The sequence below is a fragment of the Marinagarivorans sp. genome (assembly GCF_982758155.1).
In genome coordinates, this window is sequence record NZ_CEXWTU010000007.1 from 38,786 (window position 1) to 56,481 (window position 17,696).

The following is a 17,696-nucleotide window of genomic DNA, read 5'->3' on the forward strand; positions in this document are numbered from 1 at the left end:
TGCAATACGTCCCTACCTCATTGTTTTTATTGACTATTACACCTATATTCTGCATCGTTACATTGCAACGCATTGCGTTGTAAATCGTGAATTGCTAACCCAGAAGCTAACCCCGACATGATGCAGACTCATAAATTTTCCAAAGACTGGTTACTGAAAACTGCAGAATCGAAGCCAGAAAAACGCGTTGAGTTTAAAGACTCTGAGAATCGTTTCTTGAGGCTTGTGGTTCACCCCTCGGGCAAATCCACCCTGTGCGTCTACAAATGCCCTCGAGGCTGTCGAAGTGCCGTGCGGGTAGCGTTGCCTTTCAGCGTCAACCAGGCAATGCCCAACATGCAGCGCATCCGCTCCGAAGCGAGCCAAGTGATTGCCAAGCTTGATCAAGGCATCAACCCAAACGACCAGAAAAAGTCTTTCGACCGGACTTTGACGCTTCAGCAAGGCTTAGAGCACTACCTTAAGGGCTCAACCAACAAGCCAAAAGTCATCGAGAATTGGCGGTATGCAATAGAACATCATTTAGCCAGCTGGCTAAATAAACCGTTTGGAGACTTCTGTACGCCTCATAAAATTTACTCAATGCATCGAGCTTTGATTGAACGGATCGGAGACGAAAACGAAGCTAGAGGTAAACCCAGGGGAACAGGAGTCGGGGCAAATGAGGTAATGAAGAAGCTCCGGCGCATCCTGAACTTCAGCAGAGCGCTAACAGGCGGTTCTGAACTGCCTCGCTGGCCGGCTGAAGAGCTTGGGCCAAACGGCCTTAAGATGTGGATCGAACAGAAGCCTAGAAACAGAAGAGTTCATCGAGAACAGCTCCAAACGTTCTGGGAAGCTTTGCACAATCTAGAATGCCCACTTCAGCGTGACGTATTTAAATTTATCCTGCTTACAGGTTGCAGATCGTCAGAAGCTCGTTGCCTCAAGGTTGAGCATATTGACCACCTAAGGCAGGCATTTACATTCAAAGATACCAAGAACGGGCACGACCTCACGCTACCTCAAACAAGCATGTTGTCTAGGATAATCAACGACAGGGTTACAGCTTCAGTAGATGGCCGCCTTTTCCCTTTAGCGTCCCCAAAGGCGATAACAAAACACATTGAAAGGTCGTGTGGACTACACGTCTCTCCCCATGATCTTCGTAGGACTTTCGCGAGCCTAGCCGAAGCTGCAGGCATTGGCTCAACAACTAAAAAAGACCTCCTGAATCATATTTCCGGAAGGGATGTGACAGACGATTATACTGGGAGCACTGACTTGGAGGGATTAAGGCATGCACTTCAGAAAATCGAGAACAAACTTATAGCCTACGTAAACCCTCAACGTTAGAAGCGCTAATTCGGAGCCACCTTATTCTCGGTACTATCTCTCTTGTACGCTCTTTTCAACCTGAATACGTCATCGGATCTTTTTTCAACTATATGAACACTAGTGGGAGGCGTTGCTACATCCGCATCTAACGAATTTGAAGGGGCTTCGTTCCTACTCATATAAATAAGGTGAGATTCACTATTCGTAATTACGAAATAATCCTCCCCGTCAATTCCGGAAATCTCGAAGCAGCCAACATTACTGTTATTGAACCCATCCTTGCATTCATGATCATTGATATAGCTATCCACCTGATTTTTGGCCAGTTTTCCTCCTTCTTTATCTGCCCAAAGAAATAAAAGCGTAACAGCCATTAATGCCACAAACCCACTTACCCAAAAGATAAAAGGGATTGCAAACGACTTTGCAATAGATTCCCCCAGATTTGAAAAGGCTGCCTTTAAGCGAACCCAAAATGTAATTCTTACAGAAATCTCTTCAGGTTCGCCATTGACACTACCAACATCGTTTGCGATAACATCGCGTTCAAAGTTAGGCTCCTCATAATTAAATGAAACAAGAATAAGAAAACAAACAACCATCAGCCCTGTCCAAACAAAAAACATAGGGTACATAGCTGTCACAAATAGCCATACACTGATAAAACCACTAGAGAACAACGGACGGCTAAATATTTCAGGACTTATACCAAAATAGCCGAAATATGATGTTTCAAAGACCCAATATAACGCTTTACACAAGGGGATAATCGCGCTAACTGATACAATTGAGAATACAGTTTTTACTGTTATATACTTTTTTACTTCAGATAATATGTTTTTATTCATCTTTTTGGCTTTCTGTCAGGACTCTCAGAAAAATATAAACTTTCCGCCACTATAGTCTTAGGCCTAAAAAACCTTCACTTAATAAATGATCTATATGGCAAAGCCCACTATTTGTCTTTAGCATCATCCGCCTCTTCTTCTGCATCACTTTTCAGCAGGTTTGAATTGTCAACCCTGGCTTTAACATATGCAGTTTGCTTCTTGTAAGAAAACAAAAACAATAGTGAAAGAGACACGATAATGATGAGAGTATGATGATCTTTATAGAACCCCAAACCCTCTACACCCCAAAAATGAATCTTGAGAAAAAGAAGGGCTACCATTGCAGACAAAAGAGACCGAAACATATTGTTTTTCTCTGAAAGAACATCAATTTTCGGATCAGCTTTCGAAGCTGCCAAAAAGTCATTATAAGAAGAAAATTTTACGAAGCCGACGAGTTTCAATAGCGGCTCGATTAAAGAGGAACCAATTCGACTTAATATGACGCCCACAAAAAAGTAGAAAAATGCACCTGTCAGTAAGTCTTTCTGAACTAAATTTATTGGGTAAAGACTTGTCGCTATCACACAAAAAACAACCCCTGGTAGTAGATTGTTAAATATATCGTAAGAGCTTAATTTATCGATCAATTTTGACATATTCCTAAGCCTCCTCATGCATAAGCATTATATTCAATGAGTTTTCACCAACTATTAATGAAATAACTGGCAAACCATCGGATTTCATTCTTTTAGATAACTCTGCAATTTGTATTAGATCCTGGCCACTTGGTTTTGCTTCAACGTTTCTTGGATGGCTATGCCATTCCCCTAAGTACTCAACAACACCTGAAGTCCTCTCATTTATTGCTGAAACCAAATCTGTTAGCCCATGAGTTCCACGCTGAAAATGGGATACGGATTTCTCGCTATCAATCGGAGCTGGCACCGCATCGACCACATAAATAGACTTAATATTGAAATCAACAAAACCCAACAGAATGCCTCCAGTTTCATTAGGAAGATCTGTTTCTCGCATCTCTCTCAGCTTATGTACGAGACCTGAGTCGACGAAAACAGAAAACTCACCTGCATCGGATTCAATTGCAGTGAATAGTTCGACATCAAAACGATGCCGTTCACCACTATCATTGCTTTCTACAAACACCGTTAGGCTGGCATCAGACCGGTTCGTCGCTCCTCTTACGACATCGGACACAATGGAGGCATGGGACCAAATCTTTGACGGTGATAAAGAATAAGATATATCACGACAGGAGTTCCCGCTTATGTAAGAACTTCCCTCATGGCCAAACACTTTCCCCCAATCGCAATTTATAATTGCTCTATATAACTGCGCCTCAATCAAATTGATTGGGATTTTTCGCTCGGCATCCTCACAAAGAATTACACTGGCGCCGCCGTCACGCGTTAGAAATGTCGAAATTATCCTAGGGCATTCTCGAACGCCGGATGCCAATCTCGGAAACTCTAGGGTAGTAGACACATCGATAATAAAATCATTATTCCCAAACACATCTTCAAAATCTTCAAGCATTAGTTTGCAAGCATCCTCAGCCCGACCACCTGAAAAGACCTCCTCACCAAACGAATGACAGTACAATCTATTCAAAGCATGCGTTTTATAGTCGCCGATATTGAATGCATGAGTAGTATGGCGCACTAAATTGTGAGGTTTTATATGATCATTATCTACAAGAAACCAACGCCCCCAGCCTGACCTAACCCAAAGGTCTAACATCGCGCTTCCAAACGCCCCCACACCGACCAAAACTGCTTTGGGGTTTTGATCGTCATTCACCAAAGCTCCTGCTTGAATAGACCTCTTCTTTCGGGAGGGTTTGTACAACACGCTAACCGGTGTAATTTCTACTTCTTGTTCTCTAGGCGGTTGTTTTTCATTTGTAACAGTCTCAAACCTTTGGATTTGTCCATCTAAATCATGTAAAAAATCATAGTGAAGCCCAAGCTGCTGGTAAGACAGGTCACAGATATACGCTGTATTCTGAACGCTTTCTATTTCGCCACCTTCCTCTCGGCAGACCGGTATTCTGAGAAGGATTAGGGTTGGCCGTTCAGTCTTTAGTTTTGGCTCGCCTGCCTCCGATATTTTGGAGAAAACTTTTTCTTTGATAGCCCGAGCCAAATCAAAGCCTTTTGATGAAAGAAGATCTTCTAGGCCCGATAGGGTAGACGGTGGCAATTCAATTTTGCCATGAACTACGGCTGTTACGATGAGGGTAATTACCGAGACTTTAACTTTAGTATTGTCTTTTTTTATCCTATTAGCCCACTCTAATATGATGGTGCTCTCATTGTTTTGTCTTTTAATTAACTCGACACAGGAAACGTCATCTTGAACCGAATTATTTTGCTCAAAACCTTGAGGCAAAACCACCTCCCACGGAGACCTAAAGAAAACCTGCTCTACTGGCTGGTCAGCTGCGTGAAGAAGTTCACTCGCCGACATTTCAAGCCACCAAGAAATTCTTTTTAGATGTTTTTCTGCCGTCCAGGTTCTCAAGACTGAATTCGGGTCATCAAAATATAAACATAGATTTCGAGGAGAATCTGGTGCTGTTGCGTTTTGGTGAAGCAAGAGCGGAAAGCCCTTTCTAAGCGCCAATACTTCTGGCGGAACGGAGCTCCCGTCTCTCACTACGATCGCTACTCTTTCCCTATATCGAATCCCAGCCCTATTGTTTGAAGGGACTCCGTCGCAAGCAACTTCGGCAACAACCGTTTCCTGTAGATGCTCTGATTCGTAATTAGAAAAAGCACAAATGAGCTGCCAGTCGGCAGAATTCGAAATCGCATGAGCTATCTGTTGCGCCCGTTCAAGAGTTAATAATTCACTGCTCTTTAACTGAGTACCACAAGGCGTGAAGAAATCCATACTCAACCTGCCCGTGCAGGTTTGGTGCTAGTTATTATGGTCGCGGCAGATAGTACAGGTTTATTCCAACTTATCCCGAGAGCGCCGATTGTGAATTCGAGCGGCTTTGGCGAATCAGAACTAGGCTCTTCCATTGTGACAAGAAACTTTCGACCTCCAACCTCATCAAGGTATCTCTCGTAGCATTTTCGAGCCTGAATATGTGGTGGTTGCACCGATTCATATGCTTCGCTATTAGATGGTATTTCCTTACTTGAGCTCACAATATAAGAGTCTTTTTTGCCCGCCAACAGTAGATCTTTAACACCATCTGTAGGCACCGTTTCGGTCTCACCTTTTTCATCGGATAAGGCTTTATAACTACAGTGATGTGTGGCTTTTAATATATTCCAACCCAATCGATCTTTATTGTCATGATTTGTCGAAATTGAAACGATATCTTCCAGAACTTCGTACTCAGAGTCGCCAATCGCCATAAAATCATATTGCCCCCCTGAGGAGGAAAAGCGAACATTGAAGATCAACGCAGCTTTATTCCTTACTTCTTTACCTCCATCCTCAAGATGCTTGATGAATGGGGAGTGACAAAAAAATTCTACTTGGTCTTCGGTCAGATTGAATGTATCAACAAGTGTTCCTGCATCCACAAAAATGTGATCATAGTCACTTGGGTTGAGATCCATTTTTTCCATAAGCTCAATCATTTCTTGAGGCTTTGAGAAAATCTTGATTCCTTCACCCTTTTTAAGTCTGTGCCGCGCTTCTTGCCTCAGAATAACAAATTCTTCACTTTGCTCATCATTGCTCGCACTCTCCAAAACCATTGCCGCCGGGACCCAAAGCTCGTTGACTTTTACTCTTTGATCCCCCTGGTATTTACTTGCATGATCTAGATGAAAGAATTCAGTACTTCCTTCAATATGATCCTTATCTGCATGTGTGAATGCCACCACGTCAAAGTAGTCCCTACCTGCCGCATCTAAATCAGATTTCAACTGTTTCGCCAAATCAATGGTTTTAGCATCTGAGTCTTCGGAATTGGGGTACTGCCTATAATCCAAAAGAATTCGACGTTTGTTTTCGAGTACGATCTGGCAGCTATCGCCATTATTTACCGGGTAAAAAAACAATTTATGCACAAGCTTCCCCATTCTGCCCTTAAGTTAATCACAACATGTTGTATGCCTCTCTCTACGCACATACAACATTTGGGTTGGTCGGGTAAATTTCAACCTCAAATGTAGGATTTGTGTTCATTTTGGCGCAAATATCAACACCTAATTGCGTTTTTCGACATCAAACAAAGACTCAAGATCATCCTTTGCGCCGTTTTTAGAGCGGCTTGCGACACCAATGCGGTTTTCGACACTATCCATATCTGTCGGCGTGCGTTTTTCGGCACTTTCTAGATCAGCCTTCCATTCCTTAACCCGTTTCGCATCCATATCCTTTAAGCGATCTCTTAGTGATTTAGTCATTGGTGAGCTCCTCGTCATCAAGGTAGTGTTTGTATATCAGTAGGTACTGCTCGTCGGTAATAATCCCTTGGCTTCGTGCTCCATCGACAAAGGCTTGAAGCTTGTCCAGGGATAGCGTACGAGATGTGGCGGAAGCCAATGCAGCGGTGGCTAACACTTGTTCTGGTACAAAGCTGCTCTCTGGCTCTTTCCCAACGTCTAGGCTTTCAAGGATGTTCAGAGCATAGGGGATTTCGCCAACACCATCTGCCACTACGTGTACACCATAGTTTTCAGTTCCATCGGCCGTTTTGAATCGAACCTCAGATAGCCTTAGTGAGTCTACAATTTGTGTGAATAAGGGCTCCGAATGCAGATGCTCTCGGTATAGCGTTACCTTTAATTCACACCCAAGACGGTTTTGAAGGGCCTGTACCTTTTGCATCACCTCTTCACGCCGTTCCTCTGACGTGATTTTGGTTAGGTCGACTGCGCCAAATGATTTACTGATCATAGACTTATCCTCCACTAAATTTTGGGGCCGCTAGCGGGCCTATTGTCTTGCCCTGAAGGAGCAGATTTTGATTTTTCGAAATTATTACCGCTCTCAAATTTTGCTTTGTCTTCTTGTTTGAAGGTTTCATTATTTTCTTCCAAAGCTTTTGCTGTTTGTTGATCTGTCGCCAAGCCCGCTTTAGGTAGCTGGTCTGCCAGTTTTTTGAGGTCATCCTCTGTGGGTTTATAGCCTTTTACTTCAATCCCCATCATCTGCCCTTGGGTCCAAATTCGACGACGGTACTTATCATCTCCAAATGCACGAATTTCTTTCCATTCACCAGAGGCTACTTTGGCTTGAGCTAGTTCAAGCTCAGCGGCCAAAGCCCATTCACTCATCGTTTTAGAATATATCGCGCAGCCTTTGTCTCTGAATGCTTCCTCGCCTTTTTTATGCCCAGCGCCCCAACGATAAACGCCTTCAATATCAGGTTTGAACATATCAATCACACGACCTTTGTTGGGGTCGATTTTTACCGGTTTCCAATAATCATCTAGCTCTAGTTGAACCGGCTTTTTAGCCAACGCCTGTTTGGCTTTTTCTACATCTTCTTGAGAGCTAGCTAGGCCGCAATGTTTGCTTATAGTTCGCTGCTTATCATTTGATTTTTTAGCTTGATTTTGCATTTTCAGTCTCCTGACTTCGTCGTGGTTTTCACCTAAATCAATTACATTGTTTAGGCGTTTTATAGATTCATTTATTGCCCATCGATCAGCTTTCTCTAAGTACCCCATTCGAGCTAACTGTGTATCGGTTGGCCCTACATGTATTTGGGGAATTCTGTCGGTAATGCCTTGTTCCTTTAAAGAGAGATGACTTATTCGTTCGCTCGATCCGCAATTCTCCAATTCTGTGTTAACAATATCGGCCCATTTTTTACGTACCATTTCAATTTGCTGTTTGCCAGTAGGTAGTCCGTTTTCTCTAAGCCTTTTATCGCTCCAATTCATCTGTATTTTCTCTTTACTCAAGCAACAATTCGCTTCCATTGCGCGAGTGGTCATCAGTAGATGCGCATGTATGTTTCTGTGATCCCCGCTTCTGCCTGGAGCGTGAACACAAACGTCAATTGCGGAGCTATACTTATTCACTAAAAATTCAGAAAAATCATTGATAATTTTTCTGTGAGAATCTCTGCCAACTTCATGAGGAAGGGCGAGCTGCCACTCTCTTGCTACGCGTGCATTTTTTGCAGGCTCCGAAATTTCAGCTAGGTTCCATAACTCGGATCTTGATAAGCCTGAATGATTAAACATAAAGCTATCTAGTACGCCTTTTTTCCTTTCAAAGTCATGCACAGCGCCAGTTCGTTCATCAATTATTTTTTCGGCAGCGCGATACGCAGAAGCGGCAGTTGCGCTTCGGCCTTTTGACCTTGAAATGTTTATATTTTGGCAATAAAAAATCGCCATTATTAGCGCCTTCGTTTTTAGTTTTTTGCGAAGCAAAAACGCATTGACTTGGAACGAGTCGTATATGCGCTCTTCAGGCCAGAGAGGCCACCCCTCACTTCGAATCTAATGTCTAATATAAAAATCCTAACGTGCTGCTTAAAAGCACATTAAAAGATAGATGAGCCCTTTATATAAAAAATAACTTTTGTAAATACTTATTGCCACGAAAAACTGCACTTTTCGAAAGTTTTATATATTTAGTGGTTGCGATGTATGTGAAGCTTGTGGTGGTAATTTATTAAGTGGAGAAAAATATGGCCAGACTTAAACCTTCGGAAGAAAAGAGATTACGCGAAATGGCGGAGAACGATCCGCGCATAGCAGGTGAACTTAAAAAACATGATCAGGCGTATGCTGCGTTAAGTGATCTTTTGACTCAACAAAAGGCACAAACAAGAAAGCAAAGAAATCGAGAAATCATGCTGATTGGTGCTTCGATACTATCCGAGTGCGAAAACAATCCCGAGGTTAGAAAAGCGATAACGAAACTGATCAACAAACACCTGACGCGGAGCACTGACAGGAATTTTATTTATTCTCGTGGATGGGAGGTTACAGAAAATGAAACTAAAGCCAATTTTAGTACTACTTCTACTGCTGATCAGTAGTAGCGTTTTTGCGCAAACCACCTCCATTACTGATGTTAATGCCTCAGATAAAAGTGTTGAGTATCTGAGATATATATTCGGGGATACCACTGGAATAATTGTTGGAGAAACAGGCCCCGCCGCACCAGACTCAATACTAGGCGCAATGTCTATTATTTTAAATGTCGGAATGTTGGTTTTTACCGGACTAATGTTCGGCTATATTTTTTTGACGGCCTTACTTAATTCTGCTCATGAAGGTACGCCTCTTGGGCGTATGTATAGCTCAATGTGGGTGCCCATTCGCGCGGTATTGGCGTTGTCTTTTGTTATGCCATTTGCAGGCGGATATTCTGTTATGCAAATTGGCATTTTGTGGTTGGCTGGTCACGGTATTGGACTTGCTAACCATACGTGGGATGCGGCACTAAATCATATGAGTGGTACTGGTACGTTATACCCCGCGCAAATATCTACAGACTATGAACGCACAGCGTTGCAAGTGCTTAATTCTCGCGTGTGTATGCACGGCATTAATACGGCAGATAGACATATCAATATTGAGGAAAACCCAGTTGAAATTGTTGAGGGGCAATCAGTTACCGATTTACGTGCATCTGGGCAAACTATATCGGCGGAGATACCTGTTCAGCATATCGTAATGCAGCGTTACGACAGTCGATATAATTTGGTTCAAGCTGGAATAGCTCATGGAAGTGCTTGGCTGTCGGGTTTTCCAAATGGCATACCTAGAAATTATGGCGCGAATCCATGTGGTTCTATCAAGCTAGAATTTGCAGAAATAGACGAAGGCACAGCAATTGATTCTGCTGTACGAACGTTTCAATCTACCATTATCGCGATACATGCAGACTTAGATGAAGACCTTGATCCTCTCGCTCGTGAAATAGTATGGAGTGCAGTTGATGACACAGCTCCTGCGCCTGATCCACTCGCATATAACCAAGCCGTTCAAACATTCAAAACTGAATACGAAAAAGCCGTTAATCAAGCGATGTCTGATATAGCAACTTTACGTATCAACAAATGGGCAGGTGGAAACCCAGACGTTGCAGGAAGTACCATTGGCGCACGTGATGCTGGTTGGATCTCTGTTGGTGCATGGTACTGGGACTTACAAAGAATCAACGCAGAGACACAAAAGATGGTGTCTATAAATGCTGAGATGAGCGGCCCGACGGACAGCGCTATCGAGAACGATGATTACGCAATGTTTGTTGATGCGCTAGCGGCATATCAACAAAATATGAGCGTCACGAATAGCAATGGGACAATTGTGAATTCAATGGAGCGGTCTTCGTATGCCGAAGACAACCATAGCCTCAATTTTGTAATGAACCGTGTTGAGAGTGTTTTAAATTATGCGCTGTCTGAACCAGACCCAATCACAGGAATGGCGAATGTAGGGCACATGATTATAGGGAGCTTTGAGCTGGCTTTAGTTGGAGCGTTCTTAAGTGATTTAGCGGCCTGTGTTGCCGATGATACATCCGAAGCGGTTGGGGGACTTATCGGTGGCGCTGCACGGCCGGTCACAAGTACAGTGTGCCGGTTGACGAGCAAAACACTTTGGACGCTCGTTGGCGCGGGCATGCTCTTACTGCCAATCGCTATGATGCTAGCTTTCTACATACCATCGATGCCCATGATTTTATGGATAATGGGCGTAGCCGGTTGGTTTGTTCTGCTAATAGAGGCGGTTATTGCCGCCCCAATATGGGCGGCTAGTCATATATTCCCAGAAGGGAATGGCTTTGTTGGTGAAAGAGCTAAGGCGGGCTACATGGTTGCGTTGAGCTTGTTCTTGCGACCAACGTTAGCGATATTTGGCTTTATTGCCGGAATGTTGCTAGTCATCGTGATGGCTAAGGTTTTGATGCTTATTTTCTTACCGGCTATGAGTGGAATGCTAGGAGATTCATTAAGTGGTGTGGTTACGCTTTTCGCAATGCTAGCAATATTCACATCTGTCCTTGTTCAAATTGCACACCGTAGCTTTGGGTTGATACACGAGATACCCGATAAAGTGCTTCGCTATATTGGTGGCGGTCAGGAAAATTTAGGCGAAGCCTCGCAAGAACAACAAGGCCGATCTGTTTTTGTTGGCGGTGTGGCAAAAGTTGCCAGTGGCGGAGAGCGCGCTTCGAGAGGCAGAACATCGGAAGGATCTTCAAGCCTTGCTAGCGCTGCAGGTGGAGGAATAAAAAGCGCCGCCGGTGCAGCTAAAACGGGCATGTCTAAATTGAGCAAAATGTTAAGCACAAAATAACTAAGCCCACGTTAGCCAGCCAATCACAGTGAAATAATTGAGAAATTCAGCTAAGGGCTCCAGCAAGGATGCTGGAACCGCTTGGTTTACCCAATAAGCGAGTACTCCACTAGAAAAAATTGCGGGGTGCCCTAGAATTCCCGCAAAACCTTGCAGAATAAAAACTCCTACTGCAGCATTCCAGGGTAAGTAAATATTTGTCCAAGCATGTACTCGACGACGAAATGGCGGAACAAAACATGCTGCTAATATGATTAAACTAAACACCCAAAGCAGGCCACAACCAACACTGAGGGCGAGCGACTCCCACACTTGTTGCCCCCACGGGTAGCTAGACAAGCGTTCAGCCCACTTAAGGGCTTCCCGCTGGGTTATGGTGAGGTTGCTCATAACTCGCCCCCATTAACTACTCTTGCCGCCTTATTGGCGAGAGAGTCATCCCCACGCAACACTCTGACAGTGACCCATGCCACAGCCCCAAAATAAATAATCGCTGAAGCAATAATAACTTCCTTATTGATTGACTGCAGAAACTGATTGGTGACGAACAATAAAAGACCCATAGCAAATGTGATACCTGTTAAGTGGATTAATATTGCGACTAATTTACCTTTTGTCATCTTAACTTCCTCAAATGTATTAGCGTGGCGAGTAGCCGGAATGGGCAAGTGAATCCTGGACCTTCGAGGCTGCGTCTCTAATCTGGTAAGCCTCGTTTTCACTAATGGCATTGTTTTGATAATCCGAAAAACACAGGCGCTTGACGAACTGCGCTAGAGCCATTGCTTCTGTATTAGTTAATTCAATTTTTATGATCATCGTTTATTCCTGTTTTTTTGATTAACAAGTTCCAACGTACTTACTAATTTGGGGTCGTCAAATTTGGTGGAAATCGATATTTATTTGTTCTTCCTCGTCAAGTTCAGTTGATATTTGAGACTCAACTGACGCCAATATTCGATCACGATTTAATGCACCCCAATCTGCTATTCGATAATACCCATAACGTCGACCATCAACCCTCTCAATTGCCACCCAATATTCACGGCTAAGCCGTGCAAGCAGTGCGTGTATTGAGCGCTCGGGAATACCTGTGCGGTCAATCAGCGATTGAAGGCTTGGTTTTTCAATTCTTTCAATTGCGATTAACAGGTGCTGCGCTCGCTTAAAGCTTCGAGCGGGTACCGTGTCCGTAGTTGTAGAGCTATGATTGCTAGTAGCCATATGCACCTCCTAATTAGGTGTTGTGGTTAGCTGACGTTAGGCATGGCTGGCCTAACGTCAGCGAATAGATATTCACAATTCTTTGTTGATAAATACTGGATGCTTGTAATAAATACAGGTGAGATACAGGTATATATAAAGAAGAACCAAGACCGTTTATTCGCTAGAGCAAGACTGTTTATTCGTAGGTAACTCTTTGCTCCGGCCAAACTCATTGAATTAGTGGCGTACAGTGCAAGACAGTTTATTCGTGGATAACTTTGCTTAAACACAGGCTTACCCCCTGAAATCTCTTAGGTCATATAGTTTCGGGATGCTTGTTTGGCTTCTGCGAAGCAGCAAATATTCTCCTCTGTCATCGGCCTTAGCTGCGGGGTACACCAGCTGTACCTTATTTAGAGCTCTGAGAAATGCTCGCTTAAAATCACGAGTTCCCTGTGGGCTGTTGCTGTAGGCAGCACCCATTTGAAGTTGTAGAAGTTGCCAAGGGATCTTTGATTCATGCTTAAGGTAACCAAGCCGATGTGTAAGCCAGCAGTAGATATCTATCGCTAAAGGCGATCTGCGCAGGGCGTTAACCGCCCTCAAATCTATTGGTACTGGATTTTCCGTTACTTCTCTAAAAAAGCTGTGTGACAGCGTGACTGAGCTTTTCCATAGAGATGATTGAGATGGTGATTTGGGGTTCCACCACAGCTCGGCGGCATCGATGATTGAAGCATTTTGAATACTGGTATGCTCACCGACATAAGCGCATGTGATAAAGCTACTAAACAATCTGGTCATTTGATCTTTAAGCTTTGTAATCGGGCCATTTTTACCACCGGCAGATATCATTCCTAAATCGTCCATAAATCCACTCAATGTTTTACCCAATATAATTTCAGGTGATTTCGTTTTGATTGCTTCGGTGCTTAACCAAATCAGTAGCAATCGTGGAATCGTTCCGTACGGCAATCCAATCTCCTTCGGCGCAAGCATGGAAAGCCTGTAGTTGCCATTGATCCTTTTAAATTCATTACCACTTGTTTTTGAGTGCGGCAATGTCGCCTGTACCAATGCTCTACCCATGAAGCCCAACGCGCCTGCAGCTTTTGCATCTTCTTCCTCAATCGCTAGCGCTTCATCAATGAGCTTGGAGATATCAGGCACGGTTTAGCTCTCTACTGGCACAGAGGCGTCTTATCAGCAAATCCAGGTTCTTGATGCTCTCGCATCCACTCGTAAAACTTGCTCTCCGGGAAAAGGCGTCTGCGCCCGATTTTCACAGAAGGAGGCATACCCTCCCGCCGACTGAATCGACTTCGAAGACCTGAGATCGAAATATTTAGAAGGTCTGCGACTTCCGCATAGGTGAGATATCTCTCTTTTGGGGACATTGTTGAGCCTTGTTGTATGCGTTTGAATATGTCGCAATATTGAGGCTTGCAATGAGGGTGATGGTGAACCTAAAATGCACTATCAATAATATGAAAAGGCACTTTATGAGATCTCAGGTTAAAAGCGTCGACGGATTTGCGGCGAACCGGATAAGAGCTCGATTGATGGTCTCAGAGCTAGAGCGTCTGGTGCTCGCGGAATCTCCAGCAACAGGTAGGTTTGAGCGCTATGAGCATTTGAGTAGATATATTGCCGCTAGCAAGAACAACAGCGACTTCGTTCTACCTCGAAGATCTTTCTTTAAGTGGAAAAAGGGTGAAGCGCTTCCAAATAGTTCTACCAGGTTGAGCTTGGATGCACTATTTCCAAAAGAGCGAGTGGGGTCATCATATGGAGATCGGCACAATAACAACGTGGAACAAACATTACTTTGCGCTCTAGACCTGATATCCGAACACGCGATTCTTGAAAAAACTGCGCACCTCGAGGTCCAAGAAATTTTTTGTTCAATTCAAAGCAGTTGGAAATCTAAGATCAAGTCGACAATACGCCTAGAACAGCCGCATCTAACGAATTACGCACAGCTCAACATTCATTTTTCTCAGGCTTCACTTCCATCTCAAGAGCGCTTACACAAGATAAGCAATACCCCAGTTGCTCATCAAGAGATTACAGCTCAATTTGACCCATATGATACTGCTAGACATTTCGACGGGCTGCTTATGTATTTAATTAAACCTCGGAATGCAGTGGACCTTGACGATAAACTAATTTATTTACTAGTTGTTGATTTGATTAGCTCAGCAATTGCAAGTTTTATATTGATGCTATTTCTAAACCCAGTCGAGCTTAAAAACGGCGGTAAAATGGTTGAACGATATAGGCTTATTTACAGTACTTTGTTTTGCCCGAAAGCAAAAAAGCAATCGGACTTTTATCTTAACAACTATCTTCCCACCCTTTATGCATCTGAAGCTGAAAGGTTGAGCGAGGTGTTAAAGAAAAGTTTTGACAAATTTTTAAAGAAAACAAATCTAACTATCGAAAACTTTAACCGAATTATCGCCCCACTCAACCCAAATAACGCAGAAGCGGTATTCCGTTGGGCAAATCGAGATTGAGAGAAAAATCATGAAAGGAACCGAACTAAGTCAATTTTTAATCGATAGCGTTAGATGGTTGAGCGGAAACGATAGAGCTGGCCCTTATAGAGATTGCGTTGTAGCAATATTATTACTGAAGCATATTATCGATCGCCATGAGTCTGAGTGTGACATGCTAGTATCAAGCTATGTCTCAGAAGGCCATGAAGAAGACGAAGCAATAAGGTTGGCGGCAGTTAACTGCGATCATGTTATAAAACCACACCTCCCCAAAGAAATTACTTGGAAATTCGTTACTGGCTTCAAAGAAGGTTTGTTTCACAGATTAAACTCCTATGCTCATCAAATCGAAGAGCTAAACCCCACTTATAAAGGAACGATCAGCTACGTTGACTTTTCCATTATTAAGGAGGATCAGCTGGATGATCTTGTTCATAGATTTTCATGCTTTAATTTAGGTTTAAGAGATTTTGGTGATGGAGAAACGCTTGACTCTTGTTATTTGAGATTGCTAGCTCATTTCCCAAATGAGGTAAGTGGTGGAAATTATTACTACGCTCCCCAATCTATATGTCTCTTACTGCCAAAATTGCTGAAACTTAAGAATGGGTCAACAATATATGACCCCACTGCCGGGGCAGGAAACTTATTAATATCTTCACTCGAATCATTAAAAAACAGATCCGAAACGCTCAAGATATTCGGCCAGGAAGCCAACAACCAAGTTTGGATAGCCTGCAAAACTCGCATGATTTTTAGTGGAGTTGAAGATGACCATATAGAAAACTCCGACTCCCTTAGGCAACCAATAATTGCTAACAATGGTGATCTCCGAACTTTTGATTTTGCCATATCAAACCCTCCGTTTTCATTAAATAACTGGGGAGCTAGAGAAGTGGAGTATGAATGCCTGAATAGGTTTCCTTTTGGTATTCCAACGGAGCAGTGTGGGGACTACGCTTATATACAGCATGTTATCGCCAGCTTGAATAGCTCAGGACGAGCAGCAATTCTCCTTCCTTACAGTACGCTGGTTAAAAACACCAAGGATAAATATATTAGACAGGGACTCGTAGAAGAAGATCTAATAGAAGCAGTAATTGGCTTACCCAGTGGAATTTTTTACAACACGAGTCTGCACAGCTGCATTATGCTGTTAAATAAGGACAAGCCGGAAGCTCATTGTAATAAAATTGCATTTATTGATGCTATAGATGATTACACTATTGACGATCGAATTAGAATAATAAAAGAAGCAGTCATTAATAGAATTGAATCAGCCTTTAATAAATTTGAAGACGAAGGAGCGTTTTGCAAGATTGCCGATAAGGAGAGCATCCAAGCCAACTCCTACTCTCTCAATGTGCGGCTTTACGCAAACAACTCGATAACTGCTCGTAAAATTTCGAATTTAATAACCGAAGATCGACAGGGCATGGCGGCCAAGTTGAGTTCAGTGACGCGGAGTATTTATAAGCCACCAAAAGGCAAAAGGCATAAACCTTCTACCAATGCGATTTATATCCCCGCCTCTCCGTCTAGTGAAATCACTGCAGATATTAATGGTATCGGCACCCACAACAATTATTTTCAGGTGATTCTTGATGATCTAAAGCTTGACTCAAGATACGCATGCTTGTTCTTTTCCTCCGAGTTAGGAAAATTACTTTTAAAGGAAAAAACAGAACTTTCTGTTATTCAAAAACTTAAAGAATCGGATGTTCGGGACCTAAACATCCTTTTGCCGAATATCGACACTCAAACAAGCATTGTTCGCACCTCTGATAAGCTCAGAGAGTTAAACCAGTTTATAACTACCAATCAGGCAGAGATTTCAACCAATTTTCACAACCATACCAATATCGAAATAGGGGCAGATCGTCTTCTAGATAGTCTTGCTGACCTGAGTGAGGAAGAATCGACTAGAAGGATGATAGGCAAAGGGGAATCTGTGAATTTGGAGTTTAAACAGACTCTCTCTCTTGACCTTGAGATTTTCCACAGGAAAGGAAAGCTAGAGGCTCGCAAGAGCAAGAAAGAGAAGGCGGAAATCGCAGTGCTTAAGACTATTGTTGCTTTTCTGAACACAAAGGGAGGTAGCCTTCTGATCGGGGTCAATGACAAAGGAAAAGTCGTAGGTATAAACGATGAGCTGTCTGTTTTTGATAATGACAGCGAAGACAAGTTTAACCTTCGGCTTGAGAATCTCCTGGATAACAATATAGGAAAGGAGTGTATCCCCTACAGGTCAGTATCTTCAATCACAATCGATGAAAAGACGGTCATAAAAGTTGATGTTGATGCCTCGAATCAGCCGTTCTTCCGCGGCGACTCAGCCTTCTATGTCCGAAACCTAGCCTCTTCAGTAGAGCTGAAGGGACGCGAGCTTGTCAGGTACCTTGATAGTCATTTTGGGATTCGGCAGCAAAAAAGCTAGGTAATTGCTAACCCATAGCTAACCCCAGAAACTAAAAAGGCTACTCAATATGAGTAGCCTTTTTAAGAATGTTCTTGTATATCAAGAACTTAATTGGTGGAGCCTAGCGGGATCGAACCGCTGACCTCAACACTGCCAGTGTTGC

Annotated in this window: 18 protein-coding genes; 5 read left to right on the top strand and 13 right to left on the bottom strand. The window is 43.1% G+C overall.

Annotation, left to right across the window (positions count from 1 at the left end; translation table 11 throughout):
- Nucleotides 1–117 precede the first annotated feature (117 nt).
- Nucleotides 118–1,335: a tyrosine-type recombinase/integrase gene (locus AC3A8L_RS01865; protein ID WP_487960517.1), complete on the top strand. Its 1,218-nt coding sequence runs from the start codon at nt 118–120 to the stop codon at nt 1,333–1,335.
- 5 nt (nt 1,336–1,340) lie between these two features.
- Here the strand turns inward: AC3A8L_RS01865 and AC3A8L_RS01870 are convergent, their stop codons facing one another.
- From AC3A8L_RS01870 to AC3A8L_RS01900, 7 genes are all read right to left on the bottom strand, one after another.
- Nucleotides 1,341–2,165, bottom strand: coding sequence for a hypothetical protein (locus AC3A8L_RS01870; RefSeq protein ID WP_487960518.1), 825 nt, complete (start codon nt 2,163–2,165; stop codon nt 1,341–1,343).
- A 107-nt stretch (nt 2,166–2,272) separates the two neighbouring features.
- A complete protein-coding gene (locus AC3A8L_RS01875; protein WP_487960519.1) occupies nt 2,273–2,806 on the bottom strand; it encodes a hypothetical protein in 534 nt (177 codons plus the stop codon).
- 4 nt (nt 2,807–2,810) lie between these two features.
- On the bottom strand, nt 2,811–5,063 hold the full coding sequence (gene cap2-3 / locus AC3A8L_RS01880) for an anti-phage 6A-MBL system cap2_3 protein (RefSeq protein ID WP_487960520.1): 2,253 nt from the start codon (nt 5,061–5,063) through the stop codon (nt 2,811–2,813).
- A gap of 2 nt (nt 5,064–5,065) precedes the next feature.
- The gene (gene mblB, locus AC3A8L_RS01885) at nt 5,066–6,202 is read right to left on the bottom strand and encodes an anti-phage 6A-MBL system MBL-fold protein (RefSeq protein WP_487960521.1); all 1,137 of its coding nucleotides are present in this window, start codon (nt 6,200–6,202) and stop codon (nt 5,066–5,068) included.
- A gap of 138 nt (nt 6,203–6,340) precedes the next feature.
- Nucleotides 6,341–6,541 (bottom strand): hypothetical protein, encoded by a 201-nt coding sequence (locus AC3A8L_RS01890; RefSeq protein WP_487960522.1) that lies wholly within the window; start codon nt 6,539–6,541, stop codon nt 6,341–6,343.
- Complete coding sequence (locus AC3A8L_RS01895) at nt 6,534–7,034, bottom strand: hypothetical protein (protein ID WP_487960523.1); 501 nt, start codon at nt 7,032–7,034, stop codon at nt 6,534–6,536. The genes AC3A8L_RS01890 and AC3A8L_RS01895 overlap by 8 nt, the downstream gene beginning before the upstream one ends.
- Nucleotides 7,035–7,048: 14 nt before the next feature.
- The gene (locus tag AC3A8L_RS01900; RefSeq protein WP_487960524.1) at nt 7,049–8,488 is read right to left on the bottom strand and encodes a MobA/MobL family protein; all 1,440 of its coding nucleotides are present in this window, start codon (nt 8,486–8,488) and stop codon (nt 7,049–7,051) included.
- A gap of 296 nt (nt 8,489–8,784) precedes the next feature.
- On the opposite strand from AC3A8L_RS01900, the gene AC3A8L_RS01905 reads away from it, so the two are divergent.
- Nucleotides 8,785–9,138, top strand: coding sequence for a hypothetical protein (locus AC3A8L_RS01905; RefSeq protein WP_487960525.1), 354 nt, complete (start codon nt 8,785–8,787; stop codon nt 9,136–9,138).
- Nucleotides 9,092–11,407 carry a DotA/TraY family protein gene (locus tag AC3A8L_RS01910; RefSeq protein WP_487960526.1) on the top strand — a complete coding sequence of 772 codons (2,316 nt, stop codon included), beginning with the start codon at nt 9,092–9,094 and terminating at the stop codon, nt 11,405–11,407. Before AC3A8L_RS01905 ends, AC3A8L_RS01910 begins: the two co-directional genes overlap by 47 nt.
- Here AC3A8L_RS01910 and AC3A8L_RS01915 read toward each other — a convergent pair whose 3' ends face one another.
- From AC3A8L_RS01915 to AC3A8L_RS01940, 6 genes are all read right to left on the bottom strand, one after another.
- Nucleotides 11,408–11,797: a hypothetical protein gene (locus AC3A8L_RS01915; RefSeq protein ID WP_487960527.1), complete on the bottom strand. Its 390-nt coding sequence runs from the start codon at nt 11,795–11,797 to the stop codon at nt 11,408–11,410.
- On the bottom strand, nt 11,794–12,027 hold the full coding sequence (locus tag AC3A8L_RS01920) for a hypothetical protein (protein WP_487960528.1): 234 nt from the start codon (nt 12,025–12,027) through the stop codon (nt 11,794–11,796). Before AC3A8L_RS01920 ends, AC3A8L_RS01915 begins: the two co-directional genes overlap by 4 nt.
- A 19-nt stretch (nt 12,028–12,046) precedes the next feature.
- The gene (locus tag AC3A8L_RS01925; protein ID WP_487960529.1) at nt 12,047–12,226 is read right to left on the bottom strand and encodes a DUF7706 family protein; all 180 of its coding nucleotides are present in this window, start codon (nt 12,224–12,226) and stop codon (nt 12,047–12,049) included.
- Nucleotides 12,227–12,283: 57 nt separating this feature from the next.
- On the bottom strand, nt 12,284–12,631 hold the full coding sequence (locus AC3A8L_RS01930) for a helix-turn-helix domain-containing protein (protein WP_487960530.1): 348 nt from the start codon (nt 12,629–12,631) through the stop codon (nt 12,284–12,286).
- A 276-nt stretch (nt 12,632–12,907) separates the two neighbouring features.
- Nucleotides 12,908–13,783 (bottom strand): replication protein RepA, encoded by an 876-nt coding sequence (locus tag AC3A8L_RS01935; protein ID WP_487960531.1) that lies wholly within the window; start codon nt 13,781–13,783, stop codon nt 12,908–12,910.
- A gap of 11 nt (nt 13,784–13,794) precedes the next feature.
- Entirely contained in the window at nt 13,795–14,010 is a 216-nt protein-coding gene (locus AC3A8L_RS01940; RefSeq protein WP_487960532.1) for a helix-turn-helix domain-containing protein, read from the bottom strand.
- 162 nt (nt 14,011–14,172) lie between these two features.
- Here AC3A8L_RS01940 and AC3A8L_RS01945 point away from each other — a divergent pair, with 162 nt between their 5' ends.
- Complete coding sequence (locus tag AC3A8L_RS01945; RefSeq protein WP_487960533.1) at nt 14,173–15,132, top strand: hypothetical protein; 960 nt, start codon at nt 14,173–14,175, stop codon at nt 15,130–15,132.
- A 10-nt stretch (nt 15,133–15,142) separates the two neighbouring features.
- Nucleotides 15,143–17,551, top strand: a complete 2,409-nt coding sequence (locus AC3A8L_RS01950; protein WP_487960534.1) for an N-6 DNA methylase — start codon at nt 15,143–15,145, stop codon at nt 17,549–17,551.
- Nucleotides 17,552–17,696: the final 145 nt, after the last annotated feature.